This is a genomic window from Anaerobacillus sp. 63XJN7_5_ISO-PGPR-S23-430 (assembly GCF_056173695.1).
Genome location: NZ_CM149686.1, coordinates 1520970 through 1546947, shown reverse-complemented (window position 1 = coordinate 1546947; position 25978 = coordinate 1520970). Strand labels below are relative to the sequence as shown.

The window sequence follows — 25978 nt, the reverse complement described above, 5'->3', positions numbered from 1 at the left end:
TTTGCTATGGTCCTATTCCCTTCCAACTATCGGTTGAAACAGCTGGAGCACATTGGAGGCAGGACGCTCTGCAAAATAAAAAAGATCGACCACATTGGGTCGATCTTCGTTAAGTTGCCAAAGGAAATTGCTTTGATAGAAGCAGTTTCTCGAAACGATCCTTATTCAATGGTTTACTATAGAAAAATCCTTGCGCAAAGTTACACCCGAAGCTTCTAATAATATCACCCTGTTCTTTCGTCTCAATTCCTTCCGCAACAATTGATAAATTCAAACCTTCGCACATCGTAATGACCGCTTTAACAATCGCTGCATCTGCGTTGTTTTCCTGAAGGTTTCGAATAAAGGACTGATCGATTTTCAAAATATCTAATGGGAAATCCTTCAGATAACTAAGCGAAGAATAACCAGTTCCAAAATCATCAATGGACACTTTAATACCCATTTCTCTTAATTCATTTAGCATCGAAATACTATAATCCGTATTGACGAGCGTTGTGCTCTCCGTTACTTCAAGGTGTAGAGATTGAGGATCGAGACCAGAAGCCACTAATGCTTCTCTAACGGAATCAACGAATTTCTCACTTTGAAACTGTCTTCCAGACACGTTCACACTAATCGACAAGTCATCATATCCAAGCTCTTGCCATTTGCTCGTTTGCATGCATGCTTCGTTCAATACCCAAATACCAATTTCTTCGATTAGTCCCGTTTCTTCTGCAAGCGGTATAAACTGCGCTGGAGACACTAGTCCTAATTTCGGATGATTCCACCTAATCAACGCTTCACAAGCATAAATTTTCTGTTCATCTAGATTAACTTGTGGCTGATAGAAAAGAGTCAGTTCTTCTTTCTCAAGGGCTCGACGCAAATAACTTTCAAGCTCTAATCTCTCAAAAGCCTGATCGGTCATTTCATCGGTATAGAATTCAATATAATTAGCACCTTGTTGCTTGGCGCGATCTAATGCGATATAAGCATTTTTCATAACAGTATCAATTTCTAATCCATCATGAGGGAAAAGACTGATACCGATGCCTACTGTCATAAAGTACTCAACCTCGTCAAAGACGATAGGCTGCTTCAAATGTTCAATGACGCGTCTCGCAAGCATAAGGGCATCTTTTTCGCACTTCAGTCCAGGTAAGAGAACAGTAAATTCATCACCACCAAATCTAGCAAGGACAGCATCATCCTTTATAGCTTCCTTGATTCGAGTTGTCACTTGTTTGAGGATCTGATCCCCTCTTTGGTGGCCCAAACTATCATTAATCAATTTAAACCGATCTAAATCAATGAACATGACAGCTAGCTTCTCATCGGGATTCTTAATTGATTCATTTAGTAAGTTCTCAAATAACAAACGATTAGGAAGCTCGGTTAACACATCATAATAAGCGAGATGAGCGATTTTCTCCTCCGCTTTCCGTTGATTCATGATGCTTTTGGCTATTCCATACGCCCCGGTAATTTCGCCATTAACAATGATTGGGATATTGGTAATTGTAAAGAGAACGCTCATTCCAGTCTTGTGTACAAGGTGAGCATCATATGTTTGAGCTACCCCCTGAAACGTTTGATAGAATTTCTTCCTAGTCATTTCTGCATCCTCTGATGAAACAAACTGAAGAGAATGCTTACTCATAACTTCTTCAGACGAGTAACCTAACAATGATTTTAATGCAGGGTTTACGCTCGTAATTTTACCGTATACATCCACAGAGTAAACAAGATTCGGATTTTGTTCAAACAGAGATTTAAAGCGCTGTTCTGATTGCTGTAAGTTTAAATTTAACGTCTCTAATTCCTCTGTTGAAGCTTTAATTAAATGTGATAATGCCATTAAACCATCCAAGTCCTTCATCTCCTGATTGTGTAATGGTTGATGCCCGTTGGCTTTCATTCGAGCATTTTTTTCATTGAAATGCGCAAAAACCATGCTGTTATTTCCAATTTGTACTTCTTGGCTATCTGAATAATATTCCGTTGCAAGGAAAACAGATGTGAGATCACATCTCTTTTCAAGATTCTCTAAATAAGTAATAATGCCGTTTGAAAATAGAGCACGAAGCGAAGCAGATGAATAAGTAAATAGACTTTGGCTCCAAGAATCACTAGCCATTTGGTCAATGCGCTCATAGGACGTTTGAATTTGTGCGGCGTCTCCATATGAGAACTGTAGCTTCGACCCCTTTGTTAGTACATGATTCGACGTAACCGATCCATCTCGATGTTTCTCCATAATGGTAATCGGCTTCACATTCCCATTATCCCGCTGAAGTAACGGGACGTGAGCTGCTGATTGCGGGAGTTTATTCGCAACATCATATCCTAAATACTTCTCATAAAACTGCACTGGCGTCAGGCCTTCAATTTCAAAAATACGCGTCCCGAGCGCTTTTGTCACCTCATACGTTCGTCCGGCTGGTTTCCAGAACGTTTCTTCGAAAATCTTAACTTCAAGCTCACTTCCGATAATTTTAGCTGCAGCGACGCCTGTCGTTAGCAGTTGATTACCTTTGATCACAAAGGAATCCTCATTAATAGTATGGGCTCTACCTCCGATCAATCGGTTCGGTTTCATATCTTCAAACAAAGTACGATCTTCCACATTACTATTAAAAAGAATGACAAGTTCATCATGTGTAGTCCTCTCATTCATAAGGGTGGAAGCATTCTCTTCCAAATCAAACAGCTTAATCTCGGCGTGTTGAAAAGTCGTAAAGGAAACGAGTATCCCTTCTTTCACGTAGTCCTTTTGATAATAAGCGCCACTTGCTGTGGCCCCTATAAGAACGGCGTGAGGAAGGGATGTCAATGTTTGTTGCGCGATTGCTTTAGCCCGCTTGCTGTCACCTGACAAAGAAAATAGTTGAATGAGTACGGCATGTGCCTGAAACAGTTCCGGTTGATTATTAATGCACTCCAGCAAATCTTGATCATGATAAACCATGACTGAAAATGTCCTCAAGCTATACACACCTCATCCTTTAATCCCTTTAATTCGAAACTTTTATATTTATGTATATGATATCAAAAAGTAGAAAGCGCGAATACACTTATCCCAGAAATATGCCAATCTACCCTACTTCTTATATCGGCATCGATAAACCAAACGTTTAATTCAAAAAAATCACCTTATCAAAGGTGATTTTTAGGACTTATAGCTGATAAAGATGCAGTATAGAATACCCATAAAAGATGACAAGAAGAAAAGCGAACATAAACTGAATCCAAAACGGCCAAATTTTTTTCTCCTTTTTTCCTCTTACTAGTATCATTTCCATCGAGAAAATAAGCCAAAGGGCGACGACCCCTTTCACAATAGAAGGTCCCCAAAACTCATAACCTATTACAAGAAACATTCCTGAAATGACAGTGAGAATATAAAATATTCGAAGAACCGTATGGATCATTTCTAGCGATTTCCCTTTCCCAGCTCTCATTAAAAAATAGCTAACAAGAAAAAGAATCAAAGTTAATCCCCAAGCAGAATAATGGGCGTGCAGCATAAACGATCTCTCCCTCTTTCTATGTAAAGATTCTTCTCTATCATATCATGAAAGGTTATAAGAGAAGTTAATGAAACATTCCTCCCAATTTCTTTCAAATGATAGGAAGTAAACGATTTCATTGTTATACTATAAAAGAAGCTTCAACTAAAAGATGGGAGTGAACCGTAACATGGTACAAACACAGGATATTATTCAAATGACGGAGCAATACGGCGCACACAATTATCATCCACTGCCTATAGTCATTGCAGAAGCAGAGGGTGTTTGGGTGAAAGATCCCGAAGGAAATCGTTACATGGATATGCTAAGTGCTTATTCAGCTGTCAACCAGGGGCACAGACACCCTAAGATTATTCAAGCTCTAAAGGACCAGGCAGATCGTGTCACATTAACTTCTCGTGCATTTCACAATGATCAACTCGGACCTTTTTATCGAAAAGTTTCTGAATTTACAAACAAAGATATGATTCTTCCAATGAACACAGGTGCAGAGGCAGTTGAAACAGCTGTTAAAGCGATGCGCCGCTGGGCTTATGAAGTGAAGGGTGTTGAGAAAGATAAAGCAGAAATCATTGCCTGTGAGGGTAACTTTCACGGTCGTACAATGACAGCTGTCTCCCTCTCATCTGAACAAGAATACCAAAGAGGATTTGGACCAATGCTTCCAGGCATTAAACTCATTCCTTATGGTGATCTTGATGCATTAAAAAAAGCCATTACGCCAAATACAGCAGGCTTTTTATTTGAGCCAATTCAAGGTGAAGCTGGGATCAATATCCCTCCAGAAGGTTTTCTTAAAGAGGCTTATGAGTATTGTAAGGAGCAGCGCGTGCTTTTCGTAGCTGATGAAATCCAAGCAGGGCTTTGCCGCTCTGGTAAACGATTTGCTTGCGATTGGGATAATGTAGAGCCTGATATGTACATTCTTGGAAAAGCACTAGGTGGAGGTGTATTCCCGATCTCTTGTGTTGCCGCTAATGAAGAAGTTCTTGGCGTATTTACCCCAGGATCTCACGGTTCAACATTTGGAGGAAACCCTCTAGCATGTGCAGTCTCGGTGGCATCTTTAGAAGTTCTTGAGGATGAGAAGCTTGCAGATCGCTCTCTTGAACTAGGAAACTACTTTCAAAATAAATTAAAAGAAATCAAGAATCCAATGATTAAAGAAGTTCGTGGTCGCGGTCTTTTCATAGGTGTTGAGCTTCATGAAGCTGCTCGTCCGTATTGCGAGAAGCTGAAAGAAAAAGGATTACTATGTAAAGAGACTCACGAAACGGTCATTCGTTTTGCGCCTCCTCTTATTATCAGTGAAGATGATTTAAACTGGGCCATTGAACAAATTACAGATGTTTTATCTGTACAATAAGAAAATAAAGAAAACCTCGCTAACTATAGCGAGGTTTTCTTATTTTCTATAATCCGATCGAAACGTATTTTGTTTCTAAATAAGCTTCAAGTCCTTCGTGGCCACCTTCTCGACCAATACCACTTTGCTTCATACCACCGAACGGCGCCTGAGCAGCTGAAGGGACACCATCATTCCAGCCTACAATCCCGTAGTCCAGACCATTTACGACGTGATTTCCTCTTCGAACGCTTTCACTAAATACGTAAGCAGCAAGCCCGAATGGCGTTTGGTTTGCAAACTTAATCGCTTCATCATCTGTTTTAACCTTTTGGATTGGAGCAACTGGTCCAAACGTTTCTTCATTCATTATTAACATGCCAGGTGTTACATCCTTTAAAACCGTTGGACGGTAGAAGTAGGATCCATTCTCTTCATATCCTTCTCCTCCAACAACGCATTCAGCTCCCTGAGTAAGCGCATTTTGAACGTGCTTTTCTACTTTATCATAGCCATCTTTGTCAATCATCGGCCCAATGTCAGTCCCTTTTTCTAATCCATTTCCAACCTTAAGTTCTTTCGTCTTAGCAGCGAATTTAGAAATGAACTCATCATAAATCTTCTCTTGTACATAGACACGATTACCGCATATGCACGTTTGACCGCCATTTCTAAACTTAGAAGCAACGACGCCGTCAACGGCTTTGTCGATGTCTGCATCATCAAGAACGATAATTGGTGCATGTCCACCAAGCTCAAGAGAAATGTTTTTCACTGTTTCGGCAGCCTGTTCCATTAGTTTCTTACCAACTTCTGTTGAACCTGTGAACGTTATTTTCCGAACGTGTGGGTTACTCATTAGCTCGCCTGCAACTTCTGATGATTTCCCAGTGACGAGATTTACAACACCTTTAGGGATACCTGCCTCTTCACAAAGTTCCACTAAACGCACTGCTGTTAGTGGCGTTGCAGAAGGTGGCTTAACAACAAAGGTACACCCTGCAGCAAGAGCAGGAGCAAGCTTTCTTGCGATCATGGCAGCCGGGAAATTCCATGGCGTAATGGCACCAACAACTCCTACTGGCTGTTTGCGAACTTCCATCATTCGCTCTTCTTTATGAGGCGGGATGGTACGACCATAAACGCGTTTTCCTTCTTCAGCAAACCATTCCACAAATGAGGCAGAATAAGCCACTTCTCCTTTTGATTCGTGAAGAGGTTTTCCCATTTCAAGCGTCATGAGCTCAGCTAGTTCATCTTCGTGTTCCATCATCAAACTATGGAGTTTCTTTAAGTATGACGACCGCTCATATGCGGTGAGGCTTGACCATGCGGGGAAAGCCTGATGCGCAGCGTCAATTGCCTTCTTCGTTTCCGACTTCCCCCCAACCGGTACAGTACCGACGAGTTCACCAGTTGCTGGGTTGTTCACTTCAAGCTTTTCAAGATCCTGACCTGTCCATTCACCATTAATGTAATGAAACTTTTCCATACGCTTACCCTCCTAGTAGATTTACTGGATAACAATTCCTTTTTTTAGCAAGAATTAAACACGAGAACGTTATCTCTTTCTTATTTCATTACGTAAAGTACCAATTCCTTCAATTTGAATCTCGACCACATCACCATCACGAAGAAATTTGGGAGGCTTAAATCCTTTTCCTACACCTGCCGGAGTTCCTGTTGCAATTATGTCTCCTGCCTCCAACGTCGTCCCCTTCGAAAGAACGTGAATAAGCTCTGGAATATTGAAGATAAAGTCAGACGTATTCCCGCTCTGTCTTAGTTCTCCGTTTACCGTTGTCTTAATAGGCAGTTGATGCGGATCTAGTACAGCAGATGTATGTAAAATAACTGGCCCCATTGGACATGATGCATCAAGACTTTTCCCAACAAAAAATTGACCATGCTTTTTTTGAATGTCGCGCTCTGTAATATCATTGATGATCGTATATCCAAAAACATAGTTCATGGCCTCATCGCTTTTAATGCCTTTTCCCTGCTTGCCAATAACAACCGCCAGCTCACCTTCATAGTCGAGTGCATTACATAGCTCATTTTCAAATGCTAAGACGCTATTTGGAGCGCTAACTGTCGTTGGAGCTTTTGTGAAAATCATAGGATGCGCCGGTATATCCTTTTCACTTCCCATTTCAATAGCATGATCGCGATAGTTTTTCCCTACACAGAACACATTTTTAGATGGCCTTGGAATGGGTGCTTCTAACTGAACATCTTCAACATCTACTTCATACTGAGACGGTACTTCCATCAGTTCAGCTAAATCGAATTTTCCTGATTGAATAAATGATCGTAAATCAGGGATGTGGTTTCCTTGCTCTTGATAATAAGCGCTTAAATTAACAATCCGATTATCTTCTTTCCAAATACCGAATGAAGACACATCGTGGTTTCTAAAAGAAACAAACTTCATCTCAACACTCTCTCCTTTTCTTCTCCCCTATAAGGCAAGCCATTCAATTATTTTTAAGCTCGTTACATTTTAAGAGGAACATCCTTTACTTTAATACTGCTATTATGACATGAAATCCCATTCATTTTCATGAATATTGCGATAATCACACTTTAAACGAATAAGAATTTCTCTAACAATAAAAAGGACCTGTATCTCTACAGGTCCTCTCGTTTTATCCTTTGCTTTCTGTTTCTTGACTCTGTTCTTTTTCCTTTTTCTATGAAAGCAGTTCAGTAAAAGCCTCTCTTGGCTCAGTTAAGACTTTTTCCTTAACTTCGAGACCTGATAGGATTTCTACTCTTCCATTTTCTTCTCGTCCTTGTTCTACTTCTCTTAAGTAAAGTTGTTCTTCTTCAAACACGACAACATAACTAGTAGAATCTTTTATTATAATGCTTTCCTCAGGGACAGATGGAGCATTTTTATTTTGATGAAGAGGAACATCAATGGTTACGTGTGTACCCGACTTCATCTCTGTTTCCTCATCAATCATGACATTAAAATGATACAAGCTCAGTCCCGTCTCTTCATCTACCTCATATGGACGATCCTCTAAGATTGTCACTCTTCCTGTGACTGGTTGACCAGGATAAGCACTCGCCCGAATCAGCACTTCCTGATCGACAGCAAGAGTTGGGTAATCTAATTCATTGACGGAACCTTGAACAGTGATCTTATTAGATAACACCTTGACAACCGGCTCACCGTCTTCAGGAGTACGATTCACTTCTTCAACTGTACCGTCCAGTGTCGACTCCACCTTAAGATCTACTTGTTCTGTATCTGCCTCAGCAATTTGACGTTCTAACTCTTTTACATCAAGCTCAGCAAGTCTTTTCTTATATTCTGTTTCTCGCATTTGCTCTTCCACATCTAGTTGCAGTTGTAGTTTCTGCTCATCCTCAAGATCTTCATTAGAATCAATACGTGACGACTGCATAGTCACGTCGTTGAGCTGATCATCGAGCACAGAAACGGCTGTTTCAGCTTTATTTAATTGCGCCTTTAAATCTGAAGTATTCACAGTGATCTCTTCTTCATATTCAAAAAGGGCTGTACCAGTTGAAACAAGATCGCCTCCACCTACAAGCACATCTGCTATGTTACCGCGTGAGGCTTGATAATAATATGACTCTTCTAATTCTGGAATAAGAACTCCTTTGAAAGAAGCAAGTTCTTGATAAGTTTTCCCCTTTACAGTAACCGTCTCCAGCTTCTTCTCACCTGCGATCACACTCTGGATAATCAATGTGTTAACAGTAATGAAAAGAAGGACAACAAGAGTTACACTAATGCTAATCAAAAGTGACTTACGATTCACAGATGGACCCTCCAACTTTTTCATTAAAATGCCGTTCTCATATAAGCGATGATTGCAACGATGACTAGATTTAAGCCGATTGTCCAAAAGATAACGTATCTTTTCGCATGAGTTGTACTTTGCTTAAGCGCAGCGTACTGAACAAAAGTTCCCCATGCTAAAAATATGGAAAGACTGTAGCTAAAATAAAGCCAGAATGGGCTATTTGTTATCAAGTCTACGTAGACACCTAAACTGTAAGGAGATACGAGTGAAGGCTCATGGAGAAATGGAATAAACGGCAATTGAAGCACCATACCGATTAACAAAATAAACACGACATAGCTATGTATGTAAGCAAGTCTTTTAAATCCAACTTCCTGAAAGAATGGCCAATATAATAATGCTCCTCCTAAAACAAGGAGAACAAACGTGATGAGTCCAAGTAAACCATCTGTAATCACTTCACTTAGAACGAAAAGCAATCGATCATCTGCTGCAATGCCAGCATATTCAGGCATCTCCCCAGCGTATTTGATGTTCATAAACGATGTTATTCCAACTACTAAAAAGGCTGCGATCGTTAATAAGAATATGCGCCACCAGGATCCTTTTAATCTGTAGGCTGATTGAAGCGGACGAAAGTGTGAAAAAGGTTTAAAGCTTCCTAAAACTAGTCTCATAGAATGCGACATCCATGTTCCTCCTATGTAAATTACCTCAACTACTATTCATATTTTTACATAAACTCTCGTATTTTGACAGTATCTTTCAAGAAAAAAAAGAAAACATACCCATTTGGATATGTTTCCTATGTCTAGAGTGTCTCCATTTCAATACGACTTCCACGCCCCGATGGTTCTGATGGGGTCACAATGACTTTTCGAGGCAGTCTTGCGCGAAGCTCTGGCACGTGACTAATGACACCGACAGATAAGCTCTCATTTTGTAGCTTTTCAAGTGCTGTAATAACGGTATCTAGAAGTGATTCATCTAGGGTACCAAATCCTTCATCAAGGAAGAAAAACTGGAGCGGATGGGCACCCCTCAATTGAATTTGTCCTGACAGTGCAAGGGCAAGAGCAAGCGATGTAAGGAAGGTTTCTCCTCCTGATAATGTTGAGACTGGTCGCTTTACTCCTCCGTTTGCATCGTCCCGAATTAAAAATCCTCCTCCTGAGTCTACTTCAATGGCGTATCGCTGAGAGGTTAGATCGCCTAACTTCTGTGACGCGTCAAAACTAACTTGCTCTAGCTGTTCAGAAGCAATAAATTCCACAAAACTATTTCCCCGGAAAACGGTTTGAAGCTTATTAAGCTTTTCAAGCTCCTCACTCAAAGACTGACGGTCCCCTTCAAGCTCCTTATAGCGTTGATGCCTTTTTGTTATATCTTCTACATGATGTCGGCATGCGGCATAATGTGATAAGGCTTCCTCTCGATTAACTTTTGCACTTTCTGCTCTCTCAATCGTTTCATGATACTCTCCTTCAGTGATTGCTCTCCCCGAAAGCTTCTTCTCAAGCTCTACCATCGAATGCTCCGTTTGATCTCGTTCTTTTCGATAGGCTTGTACTTGCTCTTCCCATTTCTGTTTCTCTTCTTTATCTACTTCAGCATCTCTAACCTGCATACGGTTCTCAAAAATAGAGTCTTTTTCAACTGCTTGATATGTTTCAAGTGATTTTTTCAAACGTAGCTGAGCATCGTCATTGTAATTTTGATCGGCAGCGGAACGTCGTTCATTTTGCTGATAGCTTTCCTCCGCTAGCTGCAATCGCTCATGTGCCGTTTTTTCTTCTTTTCGAAGGACTTGTAATTGCTCATTCGTTGCTTTGTAACCTTCTTCTGCTGTTGTGTTACCTACGATACTAATGTGATCAGCTATCATCTTATTGATTTGTTCTTTAAGCTGTTGTAATGAGCTTGTTAATTCAGCTCTACGCACAGTATGTTGTTGCACCTGTTCCTGAAGCTCTAAAAGATGTTGTTCTTTTTTCTCAATATAAGGAACGCTTTTTTCGAGACGCTCCCTTATGGTGGTTGCTTCTTTATCCATCTCTTCAATTTTTTTCATTTCTGCTTCAATCTCATGAACAGAAAGAGACAATTCCTCTTGAATGGTTTTCGTTATTTCTTCTGTTTCTTTACTTAAATTAATCCGCTTTTCTTTTCTACCTTCTAGATCTTTCTGAACTTGTTCTAGACGATAAGCATATTCGGTCGCTTTTGACTGCTGCTCCTGAAGATTCTTTCGAGCATTTTTAACTTTTTCTTCTATTTCTCGAACATCCTGAGCGAGCGATTTCATTTCTGTTATAACAGCAGCTTCTGTAAGGTTACGATCGACATCGCTTATATCTTGCGCCTTAACTAGTTGCTCGTCCTGATCTGACATCAGGTCAGACGTTTGCTCAAGCTGATATTGAAGCTGTTTAGCATGTTGAAGTTGATCTTTTAACCGTTCACGCCTTTGTTCTTTTTCCTTTAGATCTTCCTTCAAATCAGGTGTGTTATCATTACCTTCTGCAAGCTGAACGTGTTCTTTCGCACCGCAAACAGGGCATGCCTGCCCTTCTTCTAGTTCTCTCGCAAGACGTATTGCAATGACGTGTGTGCGATTTTGTTCAAGTCTTTGACTCGTTTGATCGATTTCATCCTGAACGTTACGGATGTGATTCTCAAGCGTAAGCTTATGAGATGATATGGCATGATATGTTGAAAGAACCAAGTTATAATAACCTGCATAACTCTCCTTTAACACCTTCAAGTTTTGCATCGCGTCATCATATAGAGGCTGAAGTTGCTTTTGAGCATTCACTTGTTTTTCTTCTTCACGATGTGCTTCATCTAGCTGCTTTTGTAGAGATTGGAACTCCTGCTTCAAGCTCTGAGCTCTTAGAATTCGCTTACGTTCTTCAGGGGCGACCTGCCGACTTGTCAAATCTTTATTAAGGTCAGATTGAAGCGTGCGCGCTTTCTTTAAATCCTCTTGTGCTTTTTTCGTCTCTTCCGCTTTTACCTTTGACTCTTTTTCTAGCGTGACTGATTGATTTTCGACACCAGCACGCTTAGTTTTCAGTTGAGATATTTCTTTTTCAAGCTCTAATCCACGCTCAAATTCATTCAGTTTTTTTAATAATAGAGGCTCCTGCTCTTGCCGATTTTGTTGCTTGCTTTTATGCTCACTCTTTCTTTCTTGATACAGCTTTGTAGCTTCTTCTAGTCGGCGCTTTGTTTCTTCATAACGATTCTTTGCTTCTTGTACTTCTTTTTCTGTTGCTTCAACCGCATCTAAATAAGGCTTTATTTGCCCCGCCGCATTTGCTTCATTGATCTTTATTTCAAGCGTTTCGATCTCAGCTCTTTGTTCAGCTATCGCCTTTTTCCTACTGCGAAGTTCATCAAGCTGGTTTTGAAGGTTCCAAATCTCTGTGACATTTTCTTTTTGTTTCTCAGCTGCAAGAAGATCGTCCTTTGCTTTCTGAGCAGCTTTTTCAGCCTCAAAGAAAGCTTCCTTTGCCTCTTTAAGAGATTCTTTAGAAGCTTCACCTAGTCCCGTTTGTTCAGCCGTAATTTCATTCAACTTATATTGTTTCTCATCCACTCTTGCTCTTAATCGACGATTAAATTGATCACCGTATTTCTCAAGCTGGAACAAACGTTGTAACATTTGTCTTCTCTCAGTGCCTTTTAAAGAAAGGAATTCTGCAAATTTACCCTGCGGCAATACAACAGCACGCGTGAAATCATCAATCGTAAGCCCTAGAATTTCTTGAATCTGCTGTGAAACATCACGGTCTTTATCCGCCAGAACCGTATTTTCTTCACCAAGTTCTATTAATCTTGAATTGGCCGAACGAATGGAAACATCTCCAGAACGTTTATAACTTCGCTCCACCCGATAGCGCAATTTGTTTCCAAGGGCGAATGTAAACGAAACATACAACGTGTCTTCTGCATGATTCATAATGCCCTGGGTATTATTCGTTGCTCGTTCAACTTTCCCATAAAGGGCAAGAGTCATAGCATCAAGCAAAGAAGATTTCCCACTGCCAGTAGGACCAAATATCCCAAAAATTCCTCCCTGACAAAGTGATTCAAAATCAATTTCTTGTTTCTCTCGAAAACTATGTAGTCCTGAAACGGACAGGTGTATCGGTCTCATGTCTTCAGTCCCCCTTACTCCTCATCATCTGACTGTGTTAGCTCTAGAAAAAGCTGGACAAGATCTTCTTCTGGTTCAGCTCCATCTGTTTGTCTTTCATAGAATCGTTTGAAAAGCTCTTCTATCGGAAGATTAGCATTAGACACTTCTTTTTGCTGATCCTTTTTTGCAAAGACAGGTCTAATATGGATAAATCCATCATGCTGACTGCGGAGTCGATGAATTTCTTCTATAGATAGCGTATCATTTAAATGGATTTCGAGATCAATCCACGCATCAGCATCTTTTCCTTCTTCTAGCCACGTATATACTTGCTCAATCCCTTGATCAGCGATCCATCGAACGAGTGGCTTGCCTGATTGTATAGGAATTTCATTTATATGAGCAAGACCCTCTGGCTCCACATCAACGATTGTAACTGACTTGGATTGATTGGCTTCTGAGAAGCTGTAAGCAAGTGGGGAGCCGGAATAGCGTGCAAGTGCTGAAGCTCTCGTAATCGTTTGAGGACGGTGTAAGTGCCCGAGCGCGACATACTGAGCCTGTTCAGGAAGGGAATTCGCTGATACCGTATAAGCGCCTCCTACTTGTATCGGTCGTTCAGAATCACTCTCTCTGCTTCCGGCTACATAAATGTGACTCATAGCAATATGAACGGCCTCCTCTGACCCCGCTTCTGTCAAATCACTAAATAACTTTTTCACCCGATCATCATAGGCTAGCTGAAGAGCCTCTTCTTCCTGACTCGCTGTTAAACATTCATTCAGTCTAGATTCCGATGGATAAGGAAGTGCAGCGATAGAGAGCTTTTGTCCATTTCGAACCGTTACTTCTATCGGATCAATTGTGGGAAACCCAATAATCGATATACCATTTGTATGTGCAAGTGGGCGTGATGCCGACAACCGTTCAGGATTATCATGATTTCCTGAAATGATGATTAGAGGGCGTTCGCCACGACTAGTTAATTTTACTGCTGCATCATAAAAAAGCGTTTCAGCTGCTGCAGGTGGATTGACGGTATCAAAAACGTCTCCAGCCATTAAAATAGCGTCTACGTTTTCTTCATCAGCAATCACCATTAATTCTTCAAGAAATTCCTTTTGTTCTGGTAGACGGCTTCTTCCTTCTAATGTTTTCCCCAGGTGCCAGTCTGCAGTATGAAGTAACCTCATATTAATCACTCCTTTATTTCGATTCATATTCTGACTCCATCGAAACGAAGACAGCCGGACATAAGCCCGGCTACTTGTTAATCGATTAAGAGAGATCGACCTCCGTCAAAGAAGAATAATATTTTCTCCTTACAAGGCACCTTCCAGATCTCATTAATGGCTTTTTCATATAATTGTAGCTGTGTTGTATAGCGCCGTTTCATTGTCTCCATTGCTTGTTCATCAGAAGTAAAACGATTCGCTATCACGTCTGTTTTGTAATCGACTAGCACTAAATCACCGTTTTGATCGCGAAGAATACAATCAATCACACCCTGTAGAACTACCGTCTCTTGATCTCCTTCAAATTCAGGATAGATCCATTTTGAATCTACTCCTAGGCTGAAAGGGACCTCTTTATATATTTCAGCTGCATTTCTCATTTTCTGCCCGAGCTCTGAATCCATTAATTGATGAATTTGCTCGACATCAATGGCTCGTCCCTGTTCAGTCGTTAACAATTCCTTATGCTCAAGTTTGGCGACTAACTCGTTAATGTCTTCACGATCATGCCACTTTTGCAAATCAAGGTGCTGCATGACAATGTGCATCGCCGTTCCCCGCTCAGCAGGCGTTAACTGCTTACTTTGAAGAAAGCGAGGTCGCTCTTTCAGTGATTGGCTAAATCCTTTGACTAGCTTGTCATCACTTCGTTCATCTTGAAAGATCTCACGTTGGCGCTTCACTTCTGTAACGGATTGTTTCGACCTTGTTTCAGACGCTGCTTGATGAGGATAAGTCCAATCAAGACGGTGGTTCACCTCATCTTTATAGGAGCTAACTTCAGGAATAGGCTCTTTCTTCTGTAGTAACATTTCATATTCCCGATGTTTATGAACATCTTCTGCTTCAATCTCAGCGAAGGACGAAGCGTTATGAAGAGTGAGTAACCACCGTGCCGGATGTTGAAATACCTCATCATGTTTTGAAAAATTCGCCATTCCTTCAGATATAGAAGCGAGATCTTTATGTCTCATAATAGCGGGTCCAATCCAGCTCAGATAGGTCTTCCCTTTCGATCGTTCGTAATCCGATAGCAGCCACTCATCTCCAGCTGCTCCTGCCCATGACAATCGTTCTTTCTCCCAATCATTTACCGTTCCAACTAAAATTAATTTCTCTTTCGCTCTCGTTAACGCAACATAAAGAACTCGCATTTCTTCAGCAAGTAGCTCAAGCTTCATCCGCTTTTGCAGTGTAAAGTAAGGCAATGTCGGATAACTAATCCTCTGAACTGGATCAATGAATTTTGTAGCAAGACCAAATTCTTTATGCATCAGCATTTGATTGGCCATATCTCTCATATTAAATTGCTTTGCAATTCCTGCAATAAAGACGACAGGAAATTCAAGTCCTTTGCTTTTGTGAATGGTCATCACTCGGACAACGTCCTCTTGTTCTCCAAGAGCGCGCGCAGTTCCGAGATCACTCCCACGCTCTTTCATTCTGTCAATAAAACGCAGAAAGCGAAATAGGCCACGAAACGAAGTCGCTTCGTATTGTCTTGCCCGATCATACAGCGCTCGTAAATTCGCCTGTCGCTGCAAGCCGGCAGGCATTCCACCAACAAATTCATAATAGTTCGTTTCTCGATAAAGCTGCCAAATCAACTCACTTAAAGAAGACTGCCTTGCCGCTTCTCGCCACCTGTTCAAGTTTGTGATGAACTTCGATAATGTCTCCGATAGCTTGTTCGACTCAGTCTCACAATAAGATCGTAAGGCAAGATAATAACTTGAATGTTTCTCATTGATACGAATAAGGGAAAGCTCTTCCTCTGTTAACCCGATAATGGGTGAACGAAGCACGGAGGCAAGCGGAATATCCTGATAAGGATTATCGATAACATTAAGAAGACTCATCATAATGGCAACTTCTGTTGCTTCAAAATATCCTGTTGCAAGATCTGAATAAGATGGGATGCCAGCTTGCTTTAATTCTTCCATGATCACAGGTGCCCAGCTTGCTGTTGCACGCATTAAAATCACCATATCCCTATACTGGATTGGTCTCATACGATCTTCTTTCCGGTCGTACACTTTTGTTCGTTCGCTTTCACTCTTCCCCATCATATCTTTAATATTAGAGGCAATAAGCCGAGCCTCAAGCTGAACCTTTTCAGTTTCTTCTTCGTCTTCGTCTTTCTGAGCGCTCTTATCAATAATATGAACTTCCGGAACAACCGTTTCAGACTTAGGGTATTCTGCGCCAGGAATGAGCTCAGCTGCTTCATCGTACTCTATCTCTCCAACACGCTCGTCCATAATTTGTTTGAAGATAAAATTCGTACTATTCAACACTTCTTCTCGACTACGAAAATTGCGCGCAAGATCAATTCGTTTCGATGGCTCGTCAGACGATCGACCAAACGTCTTATACTTAGAGAGGAACAACCCAGGTTCTGCTAGTCTAAAACGGTAAATACTTTGCTTCACGTCCCCTACCATGAAGCGGTTCCCACCTAAGTCAGAAGTTCTGCTAATGGCATTCAGGATGGTTTCCTGAACAGAGTTCGTATCCTGGTATTCATCGATCAATACTTCAGCAAATTGTGTTTGATATTCACGAGCAGCACTCGATGGGACCGGGTGCTCGGGAGTAGAACGATCATCTAACAAAATAGAAAGACAATAATGCTCAAGGTCACTGTAATCCACAAGCCCTTTTTCTTTTTTTAGCTCCGTATACTTGTATCTAAATTCATTTACAAGAGAAGATAACGTTCCTAGTACAGGAGCAAGTTGAACGATGTCTTCTACATATTCCTCAGGGTTTCTTTGGAATAGCTCTTCTTTTAAACTTTGGATGGTCTTTTTGACACGATCACGAAGGCCCTTTACTGTATCAATCATTTCAGGATCATATTGATCCCCTTTGCAAGGCTTTAAGCGACCAAACGTTATTTGTTCAAACTCATTTTTGAGCTCCTGCCACGTTTGAGCGGAAGCTGATAGAAGCCTTTCCGTCATTTCACGTTCCATTTCTAACATCTCAAGGTATGGCTCTGGCCCGCCTGGTGCATTAGAAAGAGAAATGGCCTTCTCCTGCATTTCACGCATACCTTCAAGCTGAAGAATGACATCTTTTTTTATTTCCTCTACCCAGACCAATTCATCAAACGCTTTTTCACTCGCTTCTTCATATACGGCGACACTCTCTTGCAACCATTGCTCTGGCCATGGGTGACTAGAAGAGAAATGATAGAGTCTTTCTACAAGAAGCTGAAGATCCACATCACTACGATCACTACTGTAGCGATCAACAAGGTCATAAAAAGCCTCATTCTCTTTCTTGCTATAATGCTCTTCGAAAAGTTCTTCCATTGCTTCTTCACGAAGCAATGCCGCTTCGGTTTGATCCGCTACTCTAAAGGCTGGATCAAGATCAATTTCGTAATAATAGCGTCGAAGCACTTCCATACAAAAAGAATGAAGCGTTGAAATAGAAGCGCGATTCAACATCGAAAGCTGTCTTCTTAAATAAAGGGAAGATGGGTCTTCTTTTAACTTTTCTTCAAGAGCCTCCCCGATTCGATGTCTCATTTCAGCCGCTGCAGCATTTGTAAACGTTACGACAAGAATTCGATCAACTTCAGCAGGATCATTCTCATCAGCAAGACGCCTAATAATTCGTTCAACTAAAACAGCCGTTTTCCCCGACCCAGCTGCAGCTGCTACGAGAACGTCTTGATCACGAGCAGCAATAGCTTCCCATTGTTCGTCTGTCCATTTCGAGCCTTCGGGTTTATTCATTATCGTCATTCCCGTTCGCCTCCTCTCTCATCCGTCTCAGTATTGTTTCATCATCCTGAACAGTAATCGGTCGATAGTCATTATCCTCCATCGCCTGATCAAATTGACAAAATGAGCGATAGGAACAGAATGTGCATGGGATGCGATCCTTCATCTTGTAAGGATCGATATCGATACGTCCGTCTGATATTTCTGTTCCAATCGTTTGTATGGTTTGCCGTGTGAATGACCTGAGCGCCTGAAAATCATCGGAAGATAAAACAGAAGAATTTTTATAAAAAGTACCGTCTTTCTTTAAGGCGGCTGGAATAATGTCAGATTTTTTCTTCTCAATGTCCTGATCCATCAAGCTTACGACATCTTTGTCAGCTAGAAGAAGACCCTTCATCTTAAACTTTTTGAAAAGTTCCTGTTGAAGAGCAGCTTGTCCTGGCGCTGATGCCTGCAACATTGGATTATGAACGTGGAAGTACAGCATTCCAGCTGCCGTTGCATCACGACCGAGCCAAATGTTTGCGTTTGTAATCACAACATCCAGATACGTTAGCATCTGAAGCGCTAAGCCAAAGTAAACTTCTGAGAGATCAAGAGAAGTTCCACTTGATTTGTAGTCAATAATTCTGAGCAGAAGCTCCTCTCCATTTAGCGCCTGATCAACGCGGTCCACTCGTCCGATCAGCTGGATTTTCACCCCATTCTTAAGCGTAAACTCGATTGGTGGCAAATCCTGGTTTGGGCCAAATCCTAGTTCGAGCCCCGCTGGCTGAAAACCGCTTTTCTTCGCTTGTTGACCGAGAACGGAAGAGGCTCGACCTACTACCTGAGAAAGTTTTCTCATTATATAGTGATAGCGATTTGAACTTAATAGAATTTCATTTTGCAATTTCGGTGCAAGTTGCTCTACGATTTGACCTGATAGTTCATAATATTGATTCGATGAAAGCTTGGCCCAATCCCAATGACGCTGCTTAATTGTTTCAGCCATCATATTTAGCGCAGCGTGGAATAACTGGCCAATGTCTGGAGCTTCAAGCTTAAATGTTGACCGTTCTTTCAACCGTAAACCATGAGAAGCAAATTGCGAAAAGGCACAGGATTTATATCTTTCCATTCTAGAAACACTTGTTTGAATCTTTGAACCATACAGTTTTCTACTCGTGTCTTCTGTCAGACGATCTGCTTTGTTACGATAAAAAAGACTTTCAATCAATCGAACTCGATTCTCTTGTGAAGACGCTGTAACGAACCAATTATAGGCATCCCACCAGATCGGATCAATTGGATAGCCTCGATGCCATTGACGAAGCTGACCTGTTAATCTACCAATTGTCTTCGCCGGGTTCGTTATAAACGATAGTTCTTCTTTCAATTCTTCACCTGGTTCAGCAAATTTCAAACCAATGTTAAGTTCAGGGAACATCTCTTTCAATCGATTCATCACAATAGAAGGCTGCAATCCCTTTCCTTCTTCATCTGCAAGAGGACAACTTACCCAAAGAGCATCAGAGGGCGTTGACAAGGAATGGTAAATTAAAAATTCTTCGTCTAAAAGACGTCGCTTTAATCCAGGTGCCAGCTGGATCCCCTGATCCTCTAGCTTTTCTCGATCCTGTTCGTTCAAAAGCCCATCTTCCTGTATTCTTGATGGTAAAACTCCTTCATTGACACCTAGCAAAAAACCACACTTCACATCAGTAAATCTCGTTCGATCAATGCTACCGATCACAACTTGATCAAGTGAAGCAGGTACGAGGGCAAATTTCATGTTTTCCATTCCAGCTTCAAGAAGTTTCGTAAATTGTTCTATCGAAAGTTTTTGATCACCAATCAATTCAACCGTTTCATCAAGCAGTGCAATAACAGCATCCCAAACTTGATCATGCTCCCGTGCTTTCGAAAGCTGACCTGCTTCTTCTGCTTGTACCTTCAATCGATCTATTTTTTCTGCAGCATGACTATTCTCTAGAAGATAATAAAGAATTTCACACATTTCGCGAACGGTTTTTGCTTTCGTCATTTTTCTTTCAAACTTCTCGAGCGGTGTAACAATCCATTCTTTCGTTTCATTTAATCGATCTTCCATTTTTTCGAGGTCATCTGAGGTGACCGTTTCATCATCTTCGAGCTGTCGGTAGATATTTGCTTTAAAGCGCTCATCCGTTTTCCAGCGATAGCCCTTAATGCCTTTAGCAATTACATAATTTTCGAGTTCATCCATGCGCTCGCGAATGGTTTCGATACTTTCTTCTGTATCGTCAGGAAAAAGCAATTCTGTTTTGACACAGCGAAACACAGATTCATAGCGCCAGTTATATTGAATTATATCTAGACTGGACCTTATTAATTCAATTAGCGGGTGATGCAGCATCGTTCTCTTTTGGTCAGAAAAAATAGGAATACCGTGATCGGCATAGATCGTTTCGACAAGTTCATAATAAGAAGCCATGTTACGTACCATGACTGAAATGTCTCTATATCGATAGCCCTCATCGCGTACTAATCTAAGCGTTTCACGCGCTGCCGCTTCAACTTCGGAACGGATATTCACCGCATGATGCACTTGAATATGCTGAAGACTTCCATTATAAAGAACTGGTGGTCGTTCACCATAGTTGGCTTCTAAATGAGCAAGTTCACTATTGTTATAGCGCTTTTGATCAGCTAGAATTATCGGTTCTTTAATAGCAGCCCCCTCTTCATGCGCAAGTCCTTGAAGAGTTTGATATGTTTTCGCTGGCTCATGAAAGAGATCCAGTTCATGAATGCTTGAAGGATTCATCTCGGGATCCATCGTGATGGTAACTGTAAGGTTTGTTCCTTTTTTTATTAAAGCCTGAAGCACAAGAAGCTCTTGAGGTGTAAAACTATGAAAACCATCAATCCAGATAGAGGCACCCTCTAGGTAGCTTGACGCTTCGATTTTCTCAGCAAGCAATGCCAAATAGTCTTCCGAATCAAGATAAAACCCGAGCATTTCCTTCTGAAAAGCATCATAAACAAGGTGAAGATCATAGAGCTTATCTCGAAGTAAGCTTCGCTCATCTTCATCATAAAGATCATCCGCAAAACGTTTTATATCTTCCGGTTCAAGACAATACCGTTTAAACTCTGTTACCATGTTATTCAGATGTTCCACATACCCTGTTTTTTCAGAAGAACGCTGATAAATTCTTAGCTTCTGTTTATTCTCTTCGATGATATGACGTAACATCATACTTGTTCCTACGCTTGTTAAGTGTGGGCGGGCCATCCCTCCCGTTTCTTGAAGAACTTTCCATGCCAGTCTTGTAAAACTAAAAACCTGAGCACGAATCATTCCTTTTAACCCTCTATTATGTACTAGTTCATATTCTGATTGAAAAGTCATTTGCTCTGGTACAAGATAGATCATATCTTCACCAAGCGGGCGATCGATCAATTCTTGCTGCATTTCAGATAAGCAATGCTCTGTTTTTCCACTTCCAGACCGACCAATCACAAACTGTACCGCCATGTATTCTACCTCCTACACCGTATATTCTTTGTCTATTATCTCATGTTTTTCTTCAATTGGATAGCAAGACAAGAAAATACGTTCGCATCTAAAGCGACATTATTTGTAAATTATAACACTCGATGGTTTTTAGAATGGTCCGTCAGGGTATATCAAATATAAGAACATATTTACAAAGGAGTTTTGACAATGGAAAAAGAATTCGAAACATTTAAGTGGGAGCTAAATAGACTAACAAGAGACATGACCGAATTTGTGCATAGCTACGAAAAGCTCGACGAAGGTCAAAAAAGAAGTGTTGCATCGAACTATCCATTTAAATCAGATCTTCATGACCTAAAGAATATGCTTGCTACGTGGAACAATACGGTTAATAAAATGTAAAAAGATGAGGAGCACTCCCACTTTAGGGGGTGCTTCTTTATTTAGAAATCATGTTTCTTTCATAACTTCATACATCTAAAGAGTAGAGATTTGTATAGAAGGAGGTCAACGATGTATACCCACAGAAAGTATTACGAGCCTTATGTTAGTCCATTTGATCCATGTCCTCCTATTCGAGTGAAGTCTTACTCCACTCCTCCTAATCTTTATATGGGATTTCAGCCCCCAGGACTGGAGCAATATTCCGCACGTGAAGCTCTCTCTCGAGGTACTCTCTGGAAAGCCTTCTATGATCCCTATCCTTATCCTTCAAAGCAGGGGGAGTAAAACATGTCTAAACAGCTACCGAAAGCCTACTATGAGCTGTTAGAGGAACTGCAGGCCACTGATTTCGTTCTCGTTGAACTGACTCTTTACCTTGATACACACCCGGATGACTACGAAGCCATTCAACAATTCAATGAATATGCCAAAAGAAGTAAGCATCTTAAGAAACGCTATGAAAAGGAATATGGTCCCCTTCAGCAATACGGCAACAGCTATTCAAACTACCCATGGAATTGGGGCGACGCACCGTGGCCATGGCAAGTCTAGTCTGGAAAGGGTGAACCTCAATGTGGCTATATGAAAAGAAATTGCAATATCCCGTTAAAGTCAGTACATGTAACCCCATGCTTGCCAAATTTTTGATTGAGCAATATGGCGGTGCTGATGGTGAACTAGCAGCAGCCCTCCGTTATTTGAATCAACGGTATACCATTCCAGATAAGGTCGTCGGGTTATTAACCGATATCGGCACAGAAGAATTTGCTCATCTCGAAATGATCGCTACAATGATCTATAAACTCACAAAAGACGCAACAGCAGATCAAATGAAAGAAGCTGGACTCGGCGCCCACTATGCTAATCATGACAGTTCCCTATACTACTCCAATGCCGCTGGCGTCCCATGGACAGCAAGCTACATCGCCGCCAAAGGCGATCCAATCGCCGACCTATACGAAGACATCGCCGCAGAAGAAAAAGCAAGGGCCACCTACCAATGGATCATCGATCTCTCAGACGACCCAGACCTAAACGACTCCCTCGCCTTCCTAAGAGAACGAGAAATCATCCACTCCCAACGCTTCAGAGAAGCCGTTGAAATACTTAAAGAAGAAAGAGATAAGAAAAGGATATTTTAAAACGAAATGCGGAAGCGCACGTATAGCCTCGACAAGCGCTGGAACCCTCTAAAAAGAACACGCTCTTTGTGTTCATTTTAGAGGGTGAAGCGATCGAGAGGCTGGGCGCTGCAGCTAGACACGAAATGCGGATGTGGGCGGTTAGACACGGCAGCTAGACATGAAAAGCGGATGCGCCCGTTTACCCTACACAGGCACTAAAAGCTTAAAACCAAATAAACAATAACACGCAAAAGCCATCCCCTTTCGGGCATGGCTTTTCCTTTATCTCACATGATCTTCAGTACGATGTTTTCTCGGGCGTTGATTCAATTTGACTTCAATTAGTTTGCCTGCTCCCCATAATACAACTATGGCAGCGAGAATCAGCACCATCTCCAAAGGACGATGGATCAGGGCGAAGACATCATGTCCAATAAAAGACACGATCGATATCATCACCATTTTCCCTAGTAAAACGGCGAGTACAAAGCTTCTAATGCTCATATTTGACAGACCCGCAACGACATTGATTAAAGCTGATGGCGTAAATGGAAAACAAAGCAGAAGAAATACCATCCCAAATCCATGCCGCTCGATCCAGCGAAGTGTTTTTTCGATTTTGGCATGTTTTGTAATCACTCGCATGAAGCGCTGTCTAGCAAGCTTTCTGACCACTATAAAAACGATCAAAGCGCCAAGAGATGCACCAAGCCATGAAAGTAAAGAGCCATACCAGAATCCATACGCAGCCGCGTTTCCTGCTACAAAAAGAAAAAGGGGCAATATGGGAATCACAGCCTCAAGCATTGGTAGCAAAATTCCAGGCAAAGGACCAAGTGCACGATACTGACCTAGCCACTCTCTGATTGTTTCTTCATTCAAAAAGTCTTTAATCATTTCCCATTCCATATGGGAATCAACCTCGTTTCCTGATGCATACGTCACTGCGAAAGCACATAATGCTTATTTCCTTTATTAAATCACAAAAGATTATGATAAGAAAGTCTCGTCTATTTTAACAACGCTTCGTACACTTCTTCATCAAGAGCTTCCGCTTTCTTTTGGTTATATGTTTTTTCATATTGTGGTTCTGCCGTTATTTTCGCACCCCAGAACATGCTTTCTGCGACTTGAGTAACTTCCACATTAATCTTAGCAAGCTTCAGTGACACTCCTTGCATCGCTTCCTCTAGGATAGAAGCTTTTCCGTGAATGGAATATACCGTTTCCAATCCGATTATTGTAAAGACAACATTAGAATGCTGTTTGACATTTTGAATTGTTCTTGAGTTAGAAGTCACAGAAAAGCGAATATTATTTTTATCTAAGCTTTTCACCCATGATATCGCTGATACATTGGGTGTATGGCTTTCATGATCAATCGTTGCAAGCATTACAAGCTTTTCTCCTTCTAAAAAGGTTACAAGATCTTCTGTTAGCTCTGTCATATTCCCCTTCTTCGCCAAAATGTCTCATCCTTTCAATTTCTTTGATCTATTGCTTTCCTAAAAGATTACCACGAATCCCTCTTAATGGAAACGCTTCACCATTTCAAACCGAATTTATTGTATAAAGAAGACTATATTAATGAAACTCATTGATGATTAATATAAGCTAACATATAAAAAAAAGCCGTACTCACGTGAGCACGGCTAACAGGGGGAAAATCACTTTCAAACTACTTAGGGGGTTTGATAAAGAATATTCCCGAATGTCAAAAAACCAAACTACAAATTTGAAAATAAATTATTTTTTTTCATTCATTTTAAGTGAACCACTTATATCAAGGTTAATCGACTGAAATTCAGGTAAATTTGAAAGCGTCATAGAAACTGGGAGACCTGATGTGAAATGCTCATGATCAAGATCAACCTGTATACTGTTCGGCTCCCCGATAGGTCTTGTTTGATAAATAAGAATAGAACTCTTCTTATCATCTTTTAATTCTAAAAGAATAGGCTTGCGGGATTCAATAAGCTGTCGCTCCTCTTCTGAGGCAACATCAAATCGCTCTTCATAAGTCTTTCGGCTTTCAATATCAAATTGATTAAAAAATTGCGAACTTATTTCTTCTTGAGCATCAAATGAAATCACAAGTTGCTGACCATCATCCTTTAAATGAACAGAATAAGAGATTCCGCTGTACTCTCCAATGGTTACCTTTTCTCCCTTTTCCATCGCTTCCAAGTCAGATTGCGCGATTGTTTTACTAACTGATCCGTCTTTATTAAGAATCACTTCATTTAATCGATATGAGAACTGTTTCTGTATTGCCTGAAAAGGTTCTAAAGGAAGATAACTTCCATCCTTGTCTTCCCTTACATCATACTCAATGGAGTACGGGTTTTCTCCGCTTGTATTGGTGATTACAAACTTTGTTTGCGGATCGTACTCACCTTCAATATAGAGTTTATTCATGTTAAGACCTGCTTCAAAATGAGAAAATGTAAGCTCTCCATCCTTTATTTTTACACTTTTGTTCAAATCCGTTTCAGCATATACATTTGAAGCATAATCACTTTCTAAAGACAGCTCCTGATTTTCCAAGTTCACCTTCTCATCATTTCCTTGAACATACGCATCTTTAATAAGGACGGAATTTGCTGATGAAAAACGATTGAACTCATTTATAGTCCCACCGGCCTCATGATTCGGTATTAAAATATCAGCCTGATAGATACGGTGATTCACAACATGAGGCTTGCCATTTTGCTCCTTAGAAATGTTCTGCTGATTAACTAAATATGATTCGTTTGATCCTTCGATTCCTGTAAAGCTAACTGACCCGATATGTAATCTTGGTAAATTATATGGTTGATCACTTTCCTTCAACGAAAAGGAATAAGTAAGATAAACGGCTCCGTAATTTAGAACCATTACATCATGGATAATTAAATCTCTCTCGGCTGAAAGAAGGGGGATACGGCGCTCCTCACCACCCAATACTCCTAACTCTCTTGCTAGTCGAGTCTGCGGAACACTGTTTTCCATTGCTTCTTCCCAACTACTAGTAGATTCGTATACTTCAAAAAGAGACTCATCCACTTTAAAATTAGGCTCCCCATTCTTAATCTGATTGAAAATAACAAGGAACAGGACGAAAGATAAGAAAATTCCAATAATTTTATATAAATTTAATTTCCTCACATAGATCCCTCACTTCTG

General features: G+C 40.8%; 18 protein-coding genes. 5 read left to right on the top strand and 13 right to left on the bottom strand.

Translation table 11 applies throughout. The annotated features are described in order from the left end of the window. Window positions 1-109: 109 nt before the first annotated feature. Together AC0VYJ_RS08400 and AC0VYJ_RS08395 are read right to left on the bottom strand one after the other, a co-directional pair. Complete coding sequence (locus tag AC0VYJ_RS08400; RefSeq protein WP_475367152.1) at window positions 110-2971, bottom strand: EAL domain-containing protein; 2862 nt, start codon at window positions 2969-2971, stop codon at window positions 110-112. A 190-nt stretch (window positions 2972-3161) separates the two neighbouring features. Continuing rightward, complete coding sequence (locus AC0VYJ_RS08395; RefSeq protein WP_430242141.1) at window positions 3162-3512, bottom strand: DUF1516 family protein; 351 nt, start codon at window positions 3510-3512, stop codon at window positions 3162-3164. A gap of 172 nt (window positions 3513-3684) precedes the next feature. Between AC0VYJ_RS08395 and AC0VYJ_RS08390 the strand changes: the two genes are divergently transcribed. Beyond that, window positions 3685-4881 carry an ornithine--oxo-acid transaminase gene (locus tag AC0VYJ_RS08390; protein WP_226612546.1) on the top strand — a complete coding sequence of 399 codons (1197 nt, stop codon included), beginning with the start codon at window positions 3685-3687 and terminating at the stop codon, window positions 4879-4881. A gap of 46 nt (window positions 4882-4927) precedes the next feature. On the opposite strand, the gene AC0VYJ_RS08385 is transcribed toward AC0VYJ_RS08390, so the two are convergent. From AC0VYJ_RS08385 to addB, 8 genes are all read right to left on the bottom strand, one after another. Further along, window positions 4928-6352 carry an NAD-dependent succinate-semialdehyde dehydrogenase gene (locus AC0VYJ_RS08385; protein ID WP_475367151.1) on the bottom strand — a complete coding sequence of 475 codons (1425 nt, stop codon included), beginning with the start codon at window positions 6350-6352 and terminating at the stop codon, window positions 4928-4930. A 69-nt stretch (window positions 6353-6421) separates the two neighbouring features. Next, window positions 6422-7294, bottom strand: a complete 873-nt coding sequence (locus AC0VYJ_RS08380; RefSeq protein ID WP_475367150.1) for a fumarylacetoacetate hydrolase family protein — start codon at window positions 7292-7294, stop codon at window positions 6422-6424. A gap of 259 nt (window positions 7295-7553) precedes the next feature. Next, window positions 7554-8657 (bottom strand): efflux RND transporter periplasmic adaptor subunit, encoded by a 1104-nt coding sequence (locus tag AC0VYJ_RS08375; RefSeq protein WP_475367149.1) that lies wholly within the window; start codon window positions 8655-8657, stop codon window positions 7554-7556. Between the two features lie 23 nt (window positions 8658-8680). Continuing rightward, window positions 8681-9331 (bottom strand): hypothetical protein, encoded by a 651-nt coding sequence (locus AC0VYJ_RS08370; protein ID WP_430242151.1) that lies wholly within the window; start codon window positions 9329-9331, stop codon window positions 8681-8683. A gap of 122 nt (window positions 9332-9453) precedes the next feature. Then, entirely contained in the window at window positions 9454-12804 is a 3351-nt protein-coding gene (locus tag AC0VYJ_RS08365; RefSeq protein WP_475367148.1) for an SbcC/MukB-like Walker B domain-containing protein, read from the bottom strand. A gap of 14 nt (window positions 12805-12818) precedes the next feature. Beyond that, window positions 12819-13979, bottom strand: coding sequence for an exonuclease SbcCD subunit D (locus AC0VYJ_RS08360; RefSeq protein ID WP_475367147.1), 1161 nt, complete (start codon window positions 13977-13979; stop codon window positions 12819-12821). 77 nt (window positions 13980-14056) lie between these two features. After that, the gene (gene addA, locus AC0VYJ_RS08355; RefSeq protein ID WP_475367146.1) at window positions 14057-17779 is read right to left on the bottom strand and encodes a helicase-exonuclease AddAB subunit AddA; all 3723 of its coding nucleotides are present in this window, start codon (window positions 17777-17779) and stop codon (window positions 14057-14059) included. Continuing rightward, the gene (gene addB / locus AC0VYJ_RS08350; RefSeq protein ID WP_475367145.1) at window positions 17763-21263 is read right to left on the bottom strand and encodes a helicase-exonuclease AddAB subunit AddB; all 3501 of its coding nucleotides are present in this window, start codon (window positions 21261-21263) and stop codon (window positions 17763-17765) included. Before addB ends, addA begins: the two co-directional genes overlap by 17 nt. Window positions 21264-21452: 189 nt before the next feature. On the opposite strand from addB, the gene AC0VYJ_RS08345 reads away from it, so the two are divergent. The 4 genes from AC0VYJ_RS08345 to AC0VYJ_RS08330 all read left to right on the top strand — a co-directional run bounded on the left by AC0VYJ_RS08345 (window position 21453) and on the right by AC0VYJ_RS08330 (window position 22831). Continuing rightward, entirely contained in the window at window positions 21453-21647 is a 195-nt protein-coding gene (locus tag AC0VYJ_RS08345) for a hypothetical protein (protein WP_194221130.1), read from the top strand. Window positions 21648-21758: 111 nt separating this feature from the next. Beyond that, entirely contained in the window at window positions 21759-21974 is a 216-nt protein-coding gene (locus AC0VYJ_RS08340) for a spore coat associated protein CotJA (RefSeq protein WP_194221129.1), read from the top strand. 3 nt (window positions 21975-21977) lie between these two features. Further along, complete coding sequence (locus AC0VYJ_RS08335) at window positions 21978-22241, top strand: spore coat protein CotJB (RefSeq protein WP_194221128.1); 264 nt, start codon at window positions 21978-21980, stop codon at window positions 22239-22241. 20 nt (window positions 22242-22261) lie between these two features. Then, window positions 22262-22831, top strand: coding sequence for a manganese catalase family protein (locus AC0VYJ_RS08330; protein WP_475367144.1), 570 nt, complete (start codon window positions 22262-22264; stop codon window positions 22829-22831). Window positions 22832-23095: 264 nt separating this feature from the next. Here AC0VYJ_RS08330 and AC0VYJ_RS08325 read toward each other — a convergent pair whose 3' ends face one another. From AC0VYJ_RS08325 to AC0VYJ_RS08315, 3 genes are all read right to left on the bottom strand, one after another. Next, the gene (locus tag AC0VYJ_RS08325; protein WP_430242160.1) at window positions 23096-23722 is read right to left on the bottom strand and encodes a TVP38/TMEM64 family protein; all 627 of its coding nucleotides are present in this window, start codon (window positions 23720-23722) and stop codon (window positions 23096-23098) included. Window positions 23723-23823: 101 nt separating this feature from the next. Further along, entirely contained in the window at window positions 23824-24279 is a 456-nt protein-coding gene (locus tag AC0VYJ_RS08320) for a pyridoxamine 5'-phosphate oxidase family protein (protein WP_475367143.1), read from the bottom strand. 280 nt (window positions 24280-24559) lie between these two features. Continuing rightward, complete coding sequence (locus AC0VYJ_RS08315) at window positions 24560-25960, bottom strand: hypothetical protein (protein WP_475367142.1); 1401 nt, start codon at window positions 25958-25960, stop codon at window positions 24560-24562. Window positions 25961-25978: the final 18 nt, after the last annotated feature.